The 15,901-nt window shown below is 70.9% G+C and carries 16 protein-coding genes; 12 read left to right on the forward strand and 4 right to left on the reverse strand.

The window, feature by feature from the left end:
- Window positions 1-5: 5 nt before the first annotated feature.
- Window positions 6-365, reverse strand: a complete 360-nt coding sequence (locus MKK55_RS04980) for a type II toxin-antitoxin system VapC family toxin (protein ID WP_243933570.1) — start codon at window positions 363-365, stop codon at window positions 6-8.
- 62 nt (window positions 366-427) lie between these two features.
- Window positions 428-670: a type II toxin-antitoxin system Phd/YefM family antitoxin gene (locus MKK55_RS04985; RefSeq protein ID WP_147843831.1), complete on the reverse strand. Its 243-nt coding sequence runs from the start codon at window positions 668-670 to the stop codon at window positions 428-430.
- A gap of 293 nt (window positions 671-963) precedes the next feature.
- On the opposite strand from MKK55_RS04985, the gene MKK55_RS04990 reads away from it, so the two are divergent.
- From MKK55_RS04990 to MKK55_RS05000, 3 genes are all read left to right on the forward strand, one after another.
- Complete coding sequence (locus MKK55_RS04990; protein ID WP_147728433.1) at window positions 964-1,440, forward strand: (2Fe-2S)-binding protein; 477 nt, start codon at window positions 964-966, stop codon at window positions 1,438-1,440.
- Window positions 1,437-3,776 (forward strand): xanthine dehydrogenase family protein molybdopterin-binding subunit, encoded by a 2,340-nt coding sequence (locus MKK55_RS04995; RefSeq protein WP_243933571.1) that lies wholly within the window; start codon window positions 1,437-1,439, stop codon window positions 3,774-3,776. Before MKK55_RS04990 ends, MKK55_RS04995 begins: the two co-directional genes overlap by 4 nt.
- Window positions 3,777-4,016: 240 nt before the next feature.
- Window positions 4,017-4,418, forward strand: coding sequence for a hypothetical protein (locus MKK55_RS05000; protein ID WP_147843829.1), 402 nt, complete (start codon window positions 4,017-4,019; stop codon window positions 4,416-4,418).
- Window positions 4,419-4,680: 262 nt separating this feature from the next.
- On the opposite strand, the gene MKK55_RS05005 is transcribed toward MKK55_RS05000, so the two are convergent.
- Window positions 4,681-4,929 (reverse strand): hypothetical protein, encoded by a 249-nt coding sequence (locus MKK55_RS05005; RefSeq protein WP_147843828.1) that lies wholly within the window; start codon window positions 4,927-4,929, stop codon window positions 4,681-4,683.
- A gap of 251 nt (window positions 4,930-5,180) precedes the next feature.
- Window positions 5,181-5,903, reverse strand: coding sequence for an SIR2 family NAD-dependent protein deacylase (locus MKK55_RS05010; RefSeq protein WP_243933573.1), 723 nt, complete (start codon window positions 5,901-5,903; stop codon window positions 5,181-5,183).
- Window positions 5,904-6,063: 160 nt separating this feature from the next.
- Here MKK55_RS05010 and MKK55_RS05015 point away from each other — a divergent pair, with 160 nt between their 5' ends.
- The 9 genes from MKK55_RS05015 to urtC all read left to right on the forward strand — a co-directional run bounded on the left by MKK55_RS05015 (window position 6,064) and on the right by urtC (window position 15,900).
- Window positions 6,064-6,552 carry a hypothetical protein gene (locus MKK55_RS05015; protein ID WP_243933575.1) on the forward strand — a complete coding sequence of 163 codons (489 nt, stop codon included), beginning with the start codon at window positions 6,064-6,066 and terminating at the stop codon, window positions 6,550-6,552.
- Window positions 6,553-6,669: 117 nt separating this feature from the next.
- Window positions 6,670-7,545, forward strand: coding sequence for a transporter (locus MKK55_RS05020; RefSeq protein WP_243933577.1), 876 nt, complete (start codon window positions 6,670-6,672; stop codon window positions 7,543-7,545).
- A 43-nt stretch (window positions 7,546-7,588) separates the two neighbouring features.
- Window positions 7,589-9,313, forward strand: coding sequence for a gamma-glutamyltransferase (ggt, locus tag MKK55_RS05025; RefSeq protein WP_409566019.1), 1,725 nt, complete (start codon window positions 7,589-7,591; stop codon window positions 9,311-9,313).
- A 95-nt stretch (window positions 9,314-9,408) separates the two neighbouring features.
- A complete protein-coding gene (locus MKK55_RS05030) occupies window positions 9,409-10,182 on the forward strand; it encodes a lysophospholipid acyltransferase family protein (RefSeq protein ID WP_243933579.1) in 774 nt (257 codons plus the stop codon).
- 127 nt (window positions 10,183-10,309) lie between these two features.
- Window positions 10,310-10,756, forward strand: coding sequence for a hypothetical protein (locus tag MKK55_RS05035; RefSeq protein WP_147729237.1), 447 nt, complete (start codon window positions 10,310-10,312; stop codon window positions 10,754-10,756).
- A 202-nt stretch (window positions 10,757-10,958) separates the two neighbouring features.
- Entirely contained in the window at window positions 10,959-12,074 is a 1,116-nt protein-coding gene (locus MKK55_RS05040; RefSeq protein ID WP_243933580.1) for a DUF2125 domain-containing protein, read from the forward strand.
- Between the two features lie 208 nt (window positions 12,075-12,282).
- Window positions 12,283-13,530 carry an urea ABC transporter substrate-binding protein gene (urtA, locus tag MKK55_RS05045; protein WP_147842652.1) on the forward strand — a complete coding sequence of 416 codons (1,248 nt, stop codon included), beginning with the start codon at window positions 12,283-12,285 and terminating at the stop codon, window positions 13,528-13,530.
- 262 nt (window positions 13,531-13,792) lie between these two features.
- Window positions 13,793-14,719 (forward strand): urea ABC transporter permease subunit UrtB, encoded by a 927-nt coding sequence (gene urtB / locus MKK55_RS05050; RefSeq protein WP_147842653.1) that lies wholly within the window; start codon window positions 13,793-13,795, stop codon window positions 14,717-14,719.
- An 11-nt stretch (window positions 14,720-14,730) separates the two neighbouring features.
- A complete protein-coding gene (urtC, locus tag MKK55_RS05055; RefSeq protein ID WP_147726956.1) occupies window positions 14,731-15,900 on the forward strand; it encodes an urea ABC transporter permease subunit UrtC in 1,170 nt (389 codons plus the stop codon).
- The last annotated feature ends 1 nt before the right edge of the window (window position 15,901 follow it).

Consider the following 15,901-nt stretch of genomic DNA (forward strand, 5'->3'; position numbering starts at 1 on the left):
CGATGTCACAGGCGTTCGACGGGCACGCCCACGGCCGCACCCGCCTCTGCGGGGCGCGTGTCGAGGGTCGCGAGCGTCAGGCCGGCATCGGCGGCGATCGCCCGATGAAGCGCATCTCCAGCGCGAAAGCCGGGATGGGTCTGGTCCGCGAAGCGTGCCGCCGTCCGAAACGTCCTCTCGTCGATCGGCAGCATCACGAGCGACGTAGCCGTCAGGCGCGTGAACGCCGACGGGGCCACCGAACGATGCTGCGAATCGATCGTGCCCGTGCGGAACTTGATCGAGAGCGGTGCCGAGAACTCGGTGGCGACCCAGGCACTGATGGCGAGGTCCCCGCCTGCCCAGGCGGTGGGCCAAGCCCGCATCCGGGCGGTTTCCCGCTCCTCGGTCTACGCCGCGACCGAGACCGACGTATCGAGATACGGCATCAGTACCGTTCGTCGTCCCGCATCGCGCGCACAAACGTCGCGGCACCCTCCGGCTGCAGCGGCATCGCGGCGGTGACGGCCCTGAGGGTCGCGATATCGATCGGCCGCTTCGGTCCCGGCATGGCACTGTGCCGTGCCACCTCGCGCCCGAGACGCGTGACGACAGCGGCTTCGCCGGCGACCACTCGGTCGATGAGCGCGCTGAGTCGCGCCTTTGCCTCTGCCAAGCTCACCGTTTCCATCGCCCTCAATGCCCATCGAGCTGGTCATCGTAGGTGGCGGATCGGGATTCGGCTATCCGCCCGTTCCCTCCTATGCGTGCGTGCGCCAACGCACACGGCATGCCCCAGGCGCCGGGCTCGGGCCGCGTGCGGTCGTTTGCCCGCGTTGCACCGCGCAGCAGGCATGCCGTAGATTGAATTCATTCTGAGAACGACATGCGGACCCGGGGGGCGTCGCGGCACGGGAGGCCTTCGCGTCGCCCGGGCCGTCGCGCCGTCCCGGTTCGATCCGCATTCACACAGGACGTTTGCGAATGATCAAACTGACGGTGAACGGAGCGCCACGCAGCTTCGACGGCGACCCCGACATGCCGCTGCTGTGGTACCTGCGCGACGAGCTCGGCCTGGTCGGCACCAAGTTCGGCTGCGGCCAGTCGCTGTGCGGCGCCTGCACGATCCACCTCGGCGGCACCGCGACCCGCTCCTGCACCACCCCGATCTCGGCCGCGGCCGACCAGGAGGTGACGACCATCGAGGGGCTTTCCCCCGACGGCAACCATCCGGTGCAGGTGGCCTGGCGCGACCTCAACGTGGCGCAGTGCGGCTACTGCCAGTGCGGCCAGATCATGCAGGCGGCCTCGCTCCTGAAGGATACGCCGAAGCCGACCGACGCGCAGATCGACGAGCAGATGAGCGGCAACATCTGCCGCTGCGGCACCTACCCGCGCATCCGCGCCGCGATCCACCAGGCCGCCGGTCAGGCGCCCGCCAGCAAGGGAGAGCGCCTGTGATCCATGACGCAAAGATGATGGCCGACCTCGCCGCCGAGGCGCCGACCCGGCCGACCCTGATCGCCAACGTCAGCCGCCGCGCCATCCTCGGCGGGCTCGGCGCCTTCGTGCTCGCGGTGAACCTGCGCGACACCGCCAAGGCCGAGACCAAGGCCCAGGAGCCGGCGAAGTTCGGCGCCGACGGCATGCCGCACGGCTGGCGCGACGACCCGAAGATCTTCGTGGCGATCGCCGCCGACGGCCGCGTGACCGTGACCAACCACCGCTCCGACATGGGCCAGGGCGTGCGCACCTCGGTCGCCTTCGTCGTCGCCGACGAGCTCGAGGCCGACTGGTCGAAGGTCGGCGTGGTGCAGGCCTGGGGCGACGAGGAGCGCTTCGGCAACCAGGACACCGACGGCTCGCGCAGCTTGCGCCACTTCTTCCAGCACTTCCGCCACGCGGGCGCGGCGGCCAAGCTGATGTTGATCCAGGCGGCGGCCAAGCAGTGGAACGTCCCGGCCTCCGAGGTGACGGCCGATAACCACGTGCTGACGCATGCCAAGTCGAAGCGCACGCTCGGCTACGGCGACGTCGCGGCGATCGCGGCGGAGCTGCCCGTGCCGGCCCGCGAGAGCGTGGTGCTGAAGGACCCCAAGGCCTTCCGCTACATCGGCAAGGGCCAGATCGGCATCATCGACAACCGCGACATCACCACCGGCAAGGCGGTCTACGGCCTCGACACGAAGCGCGAGGGCATGCTGTACGCGCTGGTCGCGCGCCCGGCGGTCTACGGCGGCAAGGTCGTGAGCTTCGACGATACCGAGACCCGGAAGGTCCCCGGCGTCGTGAAGGTGTTCAAGATCGACGGCGGCGAGATCCCCTCGGAGTTCATGCCGCTCGGCGGCGTCGCGGTGGTGGCCAAGAACACCTGGGCGGCGATGAAGGGCCGCGAGGCGCTGAAGATCGTCTGGGACGACGGCCCGAACGCCGGCTACGACACCGACGCGTTCCGCACCGAGCTCGAGAAGGCGGCGCGCGCGCCCGGCAAGGTCGTGCGCAACCAGGGCGACGTCGACGGGGCGATGGCCAAGGCCAAGACCAAGCTGACGGCCGACTACTTCGTGCCCCACCTCGTCCAGGCTCCGATGGAGCCGCCGGCCGCGGTGGCGCAGGTGAAGGACGGCGCGTGCGAGGCCTGGGCCTGCACGCAAGGGCCGCAGGCGGCGCACGACCGGCTGGTCAAGGCGCTGGGGCTTCCCGCCGACAAGGTCCGGGTGAACGTGACGCTGCTCGGCGGCGGCTTCGGCCGCAAGTCGAAGCCCGACTACGTGGTCGAGGCCGCGCTCTGCTCGCGCGAGGTCGGCGGCGCGCCGGTGAAGCTCACCTGGACCCGTGAGGACGACATCCACCACGGCTACTATCACACCATCTCGGCCGAGCACCTCGAAGCGGGCCTGGACGACAAGGGCATGCCGGTGGCCTGGCTCCACCGCTCGGCGGCGCCGACGATCGGCTCGATCTTCGCGCCCGATCCGAAGCACGAGCTGCCGTTCGAGCTCGGCATGGGCCTGGTCAACACGCCGTTCGCGGTGCCGAACATCCGGCTGGAGAACCCGGAGGCGGCCGCCCACGTGCGGATCGGCTGGTTCCGCTCGGTCTCCAACATCCCGCACGCCTTCGCGATCCAGTCGTTCGTCGCCGAGCTGGCGCACGCGGCGGGTCGCGACGCGAAGGACTACCTGCTCGACCTGATCGGCCCGGCGCGCAAGATCGATCCCACCTCGATCGGCGATGTCTGGAACCACGGCGAGGATCCCAAGCTGTACCCGATCGACACCGGGCGCCTGCGCCGGGTGATCGAGACGGCGGCCGGCGGCGCCGGCTGGGGCCGCAAGCTCGAGAAGGGCCGGGGCCTCGGGATCGCGGGGCATTACAGCTTCGTCACCCACACCGCGGTCGCGGCGGAGGTCGAGGTCGACCCGAAGGGCGGCGTGAAGGTCGTCGCGGTCGACATCGCGATCGATTGCGGGCCGCAGGTGAACCCGGAGCGCATCCGCTCGCAGATGGAAGGCGCCGTGGTGATGGGGATGGGCCTCGCGCTCACCTCCGAGATCACCTTCAAGAACGGCCGGGCGCAGCAGAACAACTTCGACGGCTACGAGATCATCCGGATCGACGCCGCGCCGAAGGTGATCCGCGTGCACCTCGTCAACTCGGGCACCTGGGACGGGCCGCTCGGCGGCGTCGGCGAGCCCGGCGTTCCGCCGGTGGCGCCGGCGATCGCCAACGCGGTGTTCGCGGCCACTGGCCGCCGCGTGCGGCAGCTGCCGATCCGCGACCAGCTCAGCGCCTGAGCCAAGGAAGCCGCGCCGCCCGCCGGCGCGGCGACGGACCGGACGACCGAGGGGCCCCTCTTCCACCGGAAGAGCGGGCCCCTCGGCGTTTTGCGAAAAGCTCCGTGTCCGAGGCTTCTGTTTTCCCGCGACGTCGCGTTTCGGCGGAGCCTTGCCGGTGGATGCCGCGTTTCCGTCACGGAGCCACCGGGATCGTCCTGTCGGTCCCTCTCGGCTCCCAACCACCGGAGATCTCATTCGATGACGCGTCCTGCGTACCTCGCCACCCTGCTCGCCGTGTCCGCGCTCGCGGCGCCCGGCCTGATCGGGCCGGTTTCGGCCTCGCCCTGCTCGGATCGGATCGCCGGGCTGGAGAAGCGGGTGAAGGCGGAGTCGACCGAGGCGATCTCGGCCTCGACCAGCGGCCAGGGCGCCGCGGCCAAGCGCGGCGGCGAAGGCGTGACCGGCACGGAAGGCAACGCGCCCGGCCAGTCGCCGCAGGCTCCGCCGGAGAAGTCGGCCGAGGCCGGAAAGGGCGGCGACGCCGCCCAGCAGGCCAAGGTGGCGCTCGACGAGGCCCGCACCGCCGACGGCAAGGGCGACGCCAAGGCCTGCGAGGCGGCGTTGACCCGCGCCGAGGCGCAGCTCAAGGCGGCGCCGTAAGCACGAGCCTCCGCCGGATGCGCAAGCCTCCGCCGTCGTCCGTCGGATGCGGGGGCCGGTGGAGGCTCGGTTGGGTTCGCGCGCCGGATCGGAAGGACCCATGGGGGGCGGAGCCGGTCGGGCGCGGACGTGCGGCGGGCTGAAAAAAACCGTTTGCGGCGACGACGCCGGCGGCGGCGAAACGGTTTACGAAACGGTCGGTCGCGGCGAAACGATCGTGGGTCGGGGGCGGAGACCGTGTCCTCGCCCCGCGGAGGCTTCGTCAGGCCATCGCGTCGAAGGCTAGGCGGGCGGAGGCGGCGCCGAGGGCGTGCGCGTTGCCGTTAAGCCCGGCGCAGAGGTCGTCGATCTCGGCGACGTCGAGGGCCTCGCCGGTCTCGGCGGCGATGGCGTCGATGAGGTGATCCTGGCGGGGGTCGAACGGATGACCCTGCATCCGGTAGAACTGGTAATAGCGCAGGGCCGCCAGGACGGTGTCGCGCTCGCGGGCCGTGACCGTGAAGTTCTGCATGGGCTTTTGGCTCCCGTGTGGCTTCATCGAACGCCGGTACGTGCCGCGGCAACCGCACCAAGCTTGTCCATTGTACGCACAGCGCCGTGAGCGTCCATGTCTTGACACGGCGATCCTGCGTGATTCGGCCGAGAAAGTCCGATTGCGCGCAAGCGGATATTGAGTTTCCGAACGCAATTCCCGTGGTTTTTCAAACCTGTGCGGTCGCAGCCTGCGTTATTCTGCAGGTGTTCCTGCGCCATTGCATCGGATCACGATGTGAGAGTGGCGAGGAAGGTCGGCACCGTCTCGCTGGCCGGGCCGTAGCGGGCCTCGTCGAACGCGTCCGCGTTGTCGGAGGGCTCGGTGTTCAGCTCGCAGGTCGGGATGTTCCGCGCCTGCGCCAGCCGCACGTAGCCGGCCGCCGGGTAGACCGCCCCCGAGGTGCCGATCGCGACGAACTGGTCCGCGGCCGACAGCGCCGCCTGGATCGCGTCGAGGTGGTGGGGCATCTCGCCGAACCACACCACGTCGGGCCGCGACGTGCCGACCGCCGAGCATAGCGGGCAGGCATCGGCGACGTCGAGGTCGCCGGGACAGGGAAAGGTGCCGGCGCAGGCGGTGCAGCGGCCCTTCAGCAGCTCGCCATGCATGTGGACGACGGCACGCGAGCCCGCCCGCTCGTGCAGGTCGTCGACGTTCTGGGTGCACAGGAACAGCCGCCCGCCGCGCTCCGCCAGCGCCGCCTCGGCCTGCGCGAGCGCGACGTGGGCCGGGTTCGGCGCGGCCGCGACCGCCCCGCGCCGGCGCAGGTTGTAGAAGTCCAGGACGGTGCCGGGGTCGGCCGCGAAGGCCTCGGGCGTCGCGAGCCGCATCGGATCGAACCGCGCCCACATCCCGCCGCGGTCGCGGAACGTGCCGAGCCCGCTCTCGGCCGAGACGCCGGCTCCGGTGAGGACGAAGACAGTCTTCGGAAAGGGCGCACGCAGGGGCATGGGCGCGAGCCTACACCCGCCCGGCGCCGACCGCCCATCGGAATTCGGCGCCGGGCAGGTCGAAGCTGCGGGCCGGCGCGGCGAGGCTCGGCGGAGGGGCCGGCGCGCCGTCCCGCCGGGCGATGCGGCCCGAGCCGATCAGCCGAGCTATACCGCGCCGATGCGCATCCTCGGCCGCCTTCTCCTCGGCTCCCTCGCCCTGCTCCTCGCGATCCCGAGCGGCGGCGCGATCCTGCTCATGGCGCTCGTGCTCGATCCGGTGGCGAGCGTCTGGCTGACGAAAGGCGCGCTCGCCGGGCTCGATGCCGGCCTGTCGGACCTCGCCGCCGGCCTGCCGCCGGAGAGCTTCGCGTGGGTCCTCGCGGGGCTGGCGAAGGCGTCCTGCGTGCTGCTCGCGGTGCCGCCGGCCCTGGTGGCGCTGGTCGGCGAGACCCTGCGCTGGCGCGGCCTGCTCTGGTACGGCGCCGGGTGCGGCCTGATCACCGCCGCCCTGCCCTGGCTCGCGCGCGGGGCCGTGCACCCCGGCGGCACGGCGCTCGCGGCTGAGGCGCGGGTCACCGCGATCCTGTTCCTCGCCGGCGCCGGTGCCGGGCTCGTGTACTGGCTGATCGCCGGGCGAAGCGCCGGGCGGCCCCCGACGCGGGCGTGACGTTTCCGCGACACGGGCGCGCTTCGGGGCGGCCCGGCGGGATGCTTCGGATGCGTCGAACCGTCGAACCCCGGTCGGCCCGCGCAGGATCCCCCTGGCGGCGACGAGGGACGAACGATGATCGCACGCCGCCCGTGGACGACCCGGACCGCCCTCGCCCTGCTCGCGGCCCTCCTGCCCGGCGGCCCCGCCTGGGCCGGCTCGGCGGCGCAGCCGGGCCAGACCGTCGGCCTGCCGGTGGGGGCGCAACTGCCGGTCGGGTTCTATTTCGTGAACCTGTCGAGCTTCGGCGTCCGCGACACGCGGCCCCTGAACTCGGAATCGAACGTCAATCTGCCGACCTTCGCCTGGGCGACGCCGTGGACGATCGCCGACGCGCGGCTGCAGTTCTTCCTCACGCAGCCGGTGGTCGCCTCGAGCGGGCGCGGCGCGCCCTACCAGAGCGGCGTCGGGCAGCCGCTGCTCGCGGCGCAGCTCGCCTGGGACCTCGGAAACGACCTCGGGTTCAGCTACCTGTTCGGCGGCTACCTGCCGATCGAGACCCGCTTCCTGACGCAGTCGGCCTCGATCACCCAGCGCTTCGCGGTCAGCTACACCGGCAACGGCTGGAACCTGACCGCCAACCTGCTGCACGGGATCTTCATCGACGACCGCTCGCCCACGGGCACGCTCTACCCGGACTACCTCAACCTCGACCTCACCGCGACGAGGAAGCTTGGCCAGTGGCAGGTCGGCGCCGTGGCCTTCGGCTCGACCGACCTGCCGACCGGGGTCGGCAGCGACCGGCCCCAGGGGCAGGTCGCGGTGGGCGGCCTCGTCGGCTACAATTTCGGCCCGGTGAATCTGCAGGCCTACCTCACGCGCGACGTGGTCGAGCGCAACTACGGCGGCCGGGAGACCCGCGGCTGGCTGCGCGCGATCGTGCCGCTCTACCAGGACAAGGGCGAGGTGGAGCCGAACCGCACGCTGGTGACGCGGCGCCAGGGCGAATGACCGGCGCCTGCCGGACGGTCGCGGCCGTGCTATCGGGAAGCGAATGAGATCGATCCGCGCCGCCCTCGCCGTTCTCCTCATGCTGGGCGGCCCCGCCCTCCCGCAGGGCTCGGGGCCGCCGATCCCCTCCGACGACGCACGGATGCTGCCGGTGCAGGCCGCGCACGGCATGGTCGCGAGCCAGGAGGCGCGGGCGACGCGGATCGGCGTCGACATCCTCAAGCGCGGCGGCAACGCGGTCGACGCCGCGGTCGCCGTCGGCTTCGCGCTGGCGGTGACCCTGCCGCAGGCGGGCAACCTCGGCGGCGGCGGCTTCATGCTGGTGCATTTGGCGGACCGGCACGAGACCGTGGCGATCGACTACCGCGAGACCGCGCCGCAGGCCGCCACCGCCGACATGTTCCTGGCGCCCGGCGGCGAGCCGGACCGCGCCGCCTCGCGGCGCAGCGGCAAGGCCGTCGGCGTGCCGGGCACGGTGCGGGGCCTGGCGGAGGCGCACCGCCTCTACGGATCGGGAAAGCTGTCCCTCGCCGAGCTGATCGCGCCGGCCGAGGCCCTGGCCCGCGCCGGCATCCCGGTCACCGGCGGCCTCGCCGATTCCCTGCCGCGGTCGGCCGGCCTCCTCGAGCGCTGGCCCTCGACCCGCCGGATCTTCTTCCGCGGCGACGTCCCCCTGCCCCGCGGCGACAGCCTCGTGCAGGCGGACCTCGCCGACACGCTGCGCGCCGTCGCCGAGGGCGGCCCGGACGCGTTCTATGCCGGCCCGATCGCCGGGCGGATCGCGGCGGCGGTGCGCGCGGCCGGCGGCCCGATGACGGAGGCCGATCTCGCCGCCTACCGGCCGGTGGTCCGCCAGCCCGTGCGCGGGACCTATCGCGGCTACGAGGTGGTCTCGATGCCGCCGCCCTCGTCCGGCGGCGTCCACCTGATCGAGATCCTGAACATCCTCGAGGGCTTCGACCTCGCCGCGATGGGTGCGGGCAGCGCCGCCGCGATCCACACCCTGGCCGAGGCGATGAAGCCGGCCTACGCCGACCGGGCGACCTGGCTCGGCGACCCGGACCGGGTCCGCGTGCCGGTGCAGGGCCTCACCGCCAAATCCTACGCGGCGCGGCTGCGGCGGGCGATCGACCCGGAGCGGGCACGGCCCGCCGACAGCATCGCGGCCGGCGACCCGTTGCCGCCCGAGCCCGACCAGACCACGCACTTCTCGGTGGTCGATGCCGCGGGCAACGCGGTGGCCAACACCTACACCCTGAACTTCTCCTACGGGATCGGCCTGGTGGCCGAGGGCACCGGCGTGCTGCTCAACAACGAGATGGACGACTTCTCCGCCAAGGCCGGCACCCCGAACGCCTACGGGCTCGTCGGCGGCGACGCCAACGCGGTGGCGCCGGGCGCCCGGCCGCTCTCTTCGATGACGCCGACCTTCCTGTTCCGGGACGGGCAGCTCTACCTCGTCACCGGCAGCCCCGGCGGCAGCCGCATCATCACCACCGTGCTCGACGTGATCGTCAACTTGATCGACTTCCGCATGAACCTCGCCGAGGCCGTCGACGCGCCGCGCATCCACCACCAGTGGAAGCCCGACGTGCTGCGGGTCGAGCAGGGCCTGTCGCCCGACACCCTCGCCCTCCTGCGGGCGCGGGGGCACGACGTCAGGGTCGGGTCGAGCTCGGGCTCGGCCAACTCGATCCTGCGCAGCGGCGGCCTGCTCTCGGGCGCCGCCGATCCGCGCCAGCGCGACACGCTCGCCGAAGGGTATTGAGGTGGGGCCGGGGACAACCTCAAGCGTCACGCCCGATGCGCCCTTGGCCCTGGCCGCACCCCCGCGCTAAAGGACGAGCGTCACAGAAGGTCCCGATGCTCGCCGTCCGCTCCCTCGCGTTCAATCTCTGCTTCTACGCCGCCACGACGCTGATCGCGTTCGGCGGGTTGCCGACGCTGGTCTCGGGGCGGGCGGTGATGCGGCTGGCGCGGTTCTGGGGGCGGGTGACGCTGTGGCTGCTGCGCGTGGTCGCCGGCACGCGGGTGGAGTTCCGCGGGCTGGAGAACATCCCGTCCGGCGCGATGCTGGTCGGGGCCAAGCACCAGTCGGCGCTCGAGACCCTGGCCCTGTGCACGGTGTTTCCCGAATTCGCCTACGTGCTGAAGCGCGAGCTGCTGTTCATCCCGCTGATCGGCTGGTTCCTGTCGCGCGGCGGCATGGTGGCGATCGACCGGTCGAAGGGCGCGCGCGCCATGAGCCTGATGAACGCGGCCGCCGCCGACGCGATCGCGCAGGGGCGCCAGCTCATCGTCTTCCCCGAGGGCACCCGGACGGCGCCCGGCGCGGCCCCGGCCTACAAGCAGGGCCTGTCCCACCTCTACGCCGCGCTCTCCGTGCCGTGCCTGCCGGTGGCGCTGAACACCGGGCTGTACTGGCCGCGCCGCAGCTTCGTCCGCCGCCCGGGCACCACGGTGATCGAGTTCCTGCCGCCGATCCCGCCGGGGCTGGCACGCGCCGCCTTCCTCGACCTCGTCGAGGACCGCATCGAGACCGCCTCGAAGGCCCTGCTCGCGGCCGGCCTCGCCGACCTCGGGCAGGCCGCCCGCACGGTCCCGGAGCCGCGCCGCGAAACCTCGCGTCCGGCCTGACCCGCGCGCCCGATTCGTGCGCGCGGAGAACCGTCGGGACGTTGCGAATCGGCCTGCGAATTCCCATTTCCGTTGAACGAGACGAATCGCTTGACGGGCGCGCGATGCCCGATCTAGGTTGGAACAAATGGCGAACAAGAGAGCCTTGTCCTGGTCGGCCGCCCTGCGCGACCTGAAGGACGAGCGGACACGGAGACAGGACGTGCGGGAAGAGCGCTTGAGGACCACCGCCGGCCTTCGCGGCACCCCCGCCCTGGCGCTCAGCGCCTGGCGCGGACGTTCCGGCCGGCGCTACGTCGTCGGCGTCCACGACCTCAGCGCGCCCGAGCTCGACGAGATGGGCGAGGCGGTGGTGATCGCGGTCCGCCGCGATCCCGCCGGCATCGCCGAGCTGGTCGCGGTGTCGGCCTCCGGCGAGAGCCCCCGCGAGCGCCTGCACCGCACCTGGCTCGCCCGCGCCCGGAAGGGCGGCGCGACCGAGATGCACGTGCATCGGCTCGCCGAGGACGAGGCCGAGCGCAAGGCCATCGTCGACGATCTCTCGATGGAGAGCGCGGATCCGGCGCACGCCTGATATCCCTCCGCTCGATCAGGGCGGTCGGCATATCCGGCAGGCCCGCGCGCGATCGAAGGCCGAATCCGCCGGTCCGGCGAGGTGATGCGGATTTGGATCACGCCGCCCACGCCCCAGTTTCGCCCCGAGCCTCCCCTCATGCCTTGTGCGGCATGGACGATCGCGGACGAACCCGCGACGGGGCGAGAGCGCGGAGCGAACGATGCAGGATCCGGTACGGCAAGATTCTTCGGGGCAAGCCCCGGCCGAGCCCGCCGCGATCCCGCCCAAGGCGCCGCGTTCCCGGCGCGGCCTGTTCCTCCCCTACATCCTGCTGCTGACGCTGGTGCTGCTGTGGTCGGCGGGCTGGGTCTACCTCCGCGGCCGCGCCGCCACCGAGATGGACGGCTGGGTCGCCCGCGAGGCCGCGGCCGGACGGACCTGGACCTGCGCCGACCGGTCGATCACCGGCTATCCGTTCCGGATCGAGCTGCGCTGCGCCTCGGTCAGCCTCGCGCGTGCCGACGGCCGCTTCCGGCTGGGTCCGCTGACCGCGGTGACGCAGGTCTACCAACCCCGGCACGTGCTGATGCTCGCCGAGGGCCCGTTTCACGTGGAACAGGGCGACCTCGTCGGCGACGCGACCTGGACGATGCTGGAAGGCAGCTTCCACGGCGCGTCGGACGGGTTCGTGCGCGCCTCGCTCGTGGTCGACGGGCCTTCGGTGACGGTCGCCGGCGCGGCGCCCGATCCGATCGCCGTCTCCGCCCGCCACCTCGAGCTGCATGCGCGGCCGACGCCGGGACGATTCGATTCGGACGGCGCGGTCGACCTCAGCCTGCGCCTGTCGCAGGCCCTGGCGCCGATGGCGGATGCGCTGATCGGCAACGCCGATCCCGCCGACCTCACCCTCGACGCCACGGTCAACCGGGCGGCGATGCTCGGCACCGGCACGGTGGCGCGCGAGCTCGAACGCTGGCGCCAGGCCGACGGCAGCCTCGACGTCGCCGGGCTGTCGCTGGCCAAGGGTGCGCGCCGCCTGCAGGCCAAGGGCAATCTCGGGATCGATCAGGATCATCGCGTCGAGGGCCAGCTGGACCTGCGGGCCGCCGGTGTCGAGGCGCTGGTCGCGTCGGTCGTCGGGCAGCGCTTCGGCGCCGATCGCGGCGCGCTCATCGGCAACCTCGTCGGCGGCCTGCTCGGGCTTCGGCGCCAGCCCGAGGGCGAGGCGGGGGGCGACGTGCCGCTCAAGCCGCTGCCGCCGCTGCGCCTCGCCGACGGCCGGATGATGTTCGGGCCGATCGCGATCCCGAACGTGCGGCTGCAGCCGCTGTACTGATCCGGCCGTGCCGGTTCCCGGGCGTCGAGGGTGGAGCAGACTGCGCCGCCCGGACCCTGCCGGCCATACGCAAAACAGCGTATATGCTGCAACGCAACCGAGCCCCTAGCGTGCGCTCCACGATCCGCGGCCGTTCCATGAGCCGCCGGACGCGAGATGCGAGGCGTGAGGCACGATGGCTGACGGGGATCACGATCTGGATCGGGGCATGGACCGCGGCTTGCGCTCGCCCCTGCGGCGCAAGCTGCTGATGGGGCTGGCGGCCGCGCCCGCCCTTTCGCTCCTGCCGCGCACCGCGTTCGCGGCGGGGCCTGCCACCTCGGCGGTCAGCACCACCGGCCTCGCCGTCACCGACACCGAGGTGACCTGCGGCATCCTCCACTCGATCACCGGCACCATGGCGATCTCGGAGACCGGCGCCCAGCAGGCCGAGAAGCTCGCCATCGCGCAGATCAACGAGGCCGGCGGCATCCTCGGCCGCAAGATCAAGATCATCCAGGAGGACGGCGCCTCCGACTGGCCGACCTTCGCCGAGAAGGCCAAGAAGCTCCTCGTCAACGACAAGTGCGCGGCGGTGATGGGCTGCTGGACCTCGGCCTCGCGCAAGGCGGTGCTGCCGGTCTTCGAGCAGTACAACGGCCTCCTGTACTACCCGACCTTCTACGAGGGCCTGGAGCAGTCCAAGAACGTGTTCTACACCGGCCAGGAGGCGACGCAGCAGATCCTCGCCGGCCTCGACTGGGTGCACAAGGAGAAGGGCGGCGATACGTTCTTCTTCGTCGGCTCGGACTACATCTGGCCGCGCACCTCGAACAAGATCGCCCGCAAGCACGTCGAGAACGTGCTCAAGGGCAAGGTCGTCGGCGAGGAATACTTCCCGCTCGGTCACACGCAGTTCAACTCGGTGATCAACAAGATCAAGCTCACGAAGCCGAAGGTGATCTTCACCGACGTGGTCGGCGGCTCGAACGTGGCGTTCTACAAGCAGCTCAAGGCGTCCGGCATCGACCTCTCGAAGCAGGTGCTTCTGACGATCTCGGTCACCGAGGACGAGATCGACGGCATCGGCGGCGACAACATCGCCGGCGCGTACTCGTGCATGAAGTACTTCCAGTCGATCGAGAACGACAACAACAAGAAGTTCGTCGCCGACTTCAAGAAGATGTGGGGCGAGAAGACCGTCATCGGCGACGTCACCCAGGCCGCCTATCTCGGGCCCTATCTGTGGAAGATGGCCTGCGAGAAGGCCGGCTCGTTCGACGTCGACAAGGTCGTCGCCGCTTCGCCCGATCTCGAGTTCAAGGGCGCCCCCGAGGGCTACGTCCGGATCGACCCGAACCACCACCTGTGGTCGAAGACCCGGGTCGGCAAGGCCAAGACCGACGGTCAGTTCGAGATCGTCTACACCAGCCCCGAGCTGATCAAGCCCGACCCGTTCCCGAAGGGCTACCAGTAGGCCGCATGCGCGCGCCGCCGATGCGGCGCGCGATTTGCAGACGGCCTTTCGACGATCCCCCATCCCCCGACCTCATCCTGAGGCGCCCGCGACGGCGGGCCTCGAAGGAGGGCTCCAGGGATCGCCGAGTGCGCCGGAGGGCTCCCTCGAGGCCTCCGCTTCGCTCCGGCACCTCAGGAGGAGGTGGGCGGCTGGGAGACGGCGATCGCGCAAAGCGGCGGGCCACGGCCCTCCGGCATTCCCGACGGCTCGGAGCGCATGGATGTTCGGTGACTATTCCCTCGGCGATCTCGGCGCGATCTTCGCGATGCAGGGCTTCGCCGGCCTGATCCTGTTCTCGGTCTACGTGCTGATGGCGCTCGGGCTGGCGATCATCTTCGGGCAGATGGGCGTGATCAACATGGCGCACGGGGAGTTCATGATCCTCGGCGCGTACATGACCTACCTGTGCTCGACCTTCTTCCAGACCTACCTGCCGGCGCTGTTCCCGGCATACTTCTTCCTGGCGATGATCCTCGCCTTCTGCGCCTCCGGGGCGCTGGGAATGCTGGTAGAGTGGGCGCTGATCCGCCACCTCTACAAGCGCCCGCTCGACACGCTGCTCGCCACCTGGGGCCTGTCGCTGATCCTGCAGCAGGCCTACCGCTCGATCTTCGGCGCACGCGAGGTCGGCGTCGAGCTGCCGAGCTGGCTGATCGGCTCGGTGCAGGTCACCGATTCGATCGAGATCCCGATCAACGGCCTGTTCGTGATGGCGGTCACCACGCTGATCACGGTCGGCGTCGCGCTGCTGATCTACCGCTCGCGCTTCGGCCAGCAGGTCCGCGCGGTGATGGCCAACCGCCCGATGGCCGGCGCCGTCGGCATCGATACCGAGAAGGTCGACCGCTACACGTTCGGCCTCGGTTGCGGCATCGCGGGCGTGGCCGGCTCGGCCTTCACGATGATCGGCTCGACCGGGCCGACCTCGGGCCAGCTCTACATCGTCGACACCTTCCTGATCGTGGTCTTCGGCGGGGCGGCCTCCCTGCTCGGCACCATCGCCTCGGCGTTCTCGATCTCCCAGACCCAGTCGACGCTGGAATTCTTCCTCTCCGGCTCGATGGCCAAGGTGCTCACCCTGCTCGCGGTGGTCGGCATCCTGATGCTGCGGCCGCAGGGCCTGTTCACCCTCAAGGTCCGGCGCTGAGGATTTCGACGATGAAGAACCCCGTCCAGACCCTGACCAAGTCCGTCACCGTGAACGACAACCCGTTCATGAAGCCGATCGAGTGGCTGAGCCTGGCTGTGCTGGCTTTGGTGCTGCTCGTCGTGCTGCCGAGCCTGCTCGACGCCTTCCGGCTCAACCTGGTTGGCAAGTACCTCACCTACGCCTTCGTCGCCCTCGGCCTCGTCATCTGCTGGGGCTATGCCGGCATCCTGTCGCTCGGCCAGGGCTGCTTCTTCGGCCTCGGCGGCTACTGCATGGCGATGTACCTGAAGCTCGAGGCGTCCAGCGTCGAGAACACGAAGATCCAGTCGACGCCGGGCATCCCCGACTTCATGGACTGGAACCAGATCACGGCGCTGCCGTGGTTCTGGAAGCCGTTCCAGAGCCTGCCGCTGACCTTGATCCTCGTCGTCGCGGTGCCGGTGCTGTTCGCCTTCGTGATCTCGGCGGCGATGTTCAAGCGCCGGGTCGGGGGCACCTACTTCGCCATCATCACCCAGGCGATCGCCGCGATCCTGACGATCCTGATCGTCGGGCAGCAGGGCTACACCGGCGGCATCAACGGCATCACCGACCTGCGCACGCTGCACGGCTGGGACATCCGCACCGACGGCGCCCACACCATCCTCTACTTCGTCAACGGCGGCCTGCTGATCGGCTGCATCCTGATCGCGCAGTTCGTGAAGAAGTCGAAGCTCGGGCGCATCCTGGTCGCGATGCGGGACAAGGAGGACCGGGTGCGGTTCTCCGGCTACTCGGTCGCCGGGTTCAAGGTCTTCGCCTTCTGCCTCGCCGCCGCCTTCGCGGCGATCGGCGGCGCGATGTTCACCCTCCAGGTCGGGTTCATGTCGCCGTCCTTCGTCGGCATCGTGCCCTCGATCGAGATGGTGATCTACGCCGCCGTCGGCGGGCGGATGTCGCTGTTCGGCGCGGTCTGGGGCACGCTGCTCGTCAACTGGGCCAAGACCAGCTTCTCGGAATCCTTCCCCGACCTGTGGCTGTTCGGCCTCGGCGCGCTGTTCATCGCCGTGGTGCTGGCCTTCCCGAACGGTCTCGCCGGCATCTGGCGCGAGCACGTCGAGCCGCGCCTGACGCGCCGGGTGAAGGGTCTGCGCGCCCCGCCCCCCGCGATCGTCCCCCACGGCGCACCGGCCGAGTGAG

It is taken from the genome of Methylobacterium sp. J-059, assembly GCF_022829485.1.
Taxonomy (GTDB): Bacteria; Pseudomonadota; Alphaproteobacteria; order Rhizobiales; family Beijerinckiaceae; genus Methylobacterium.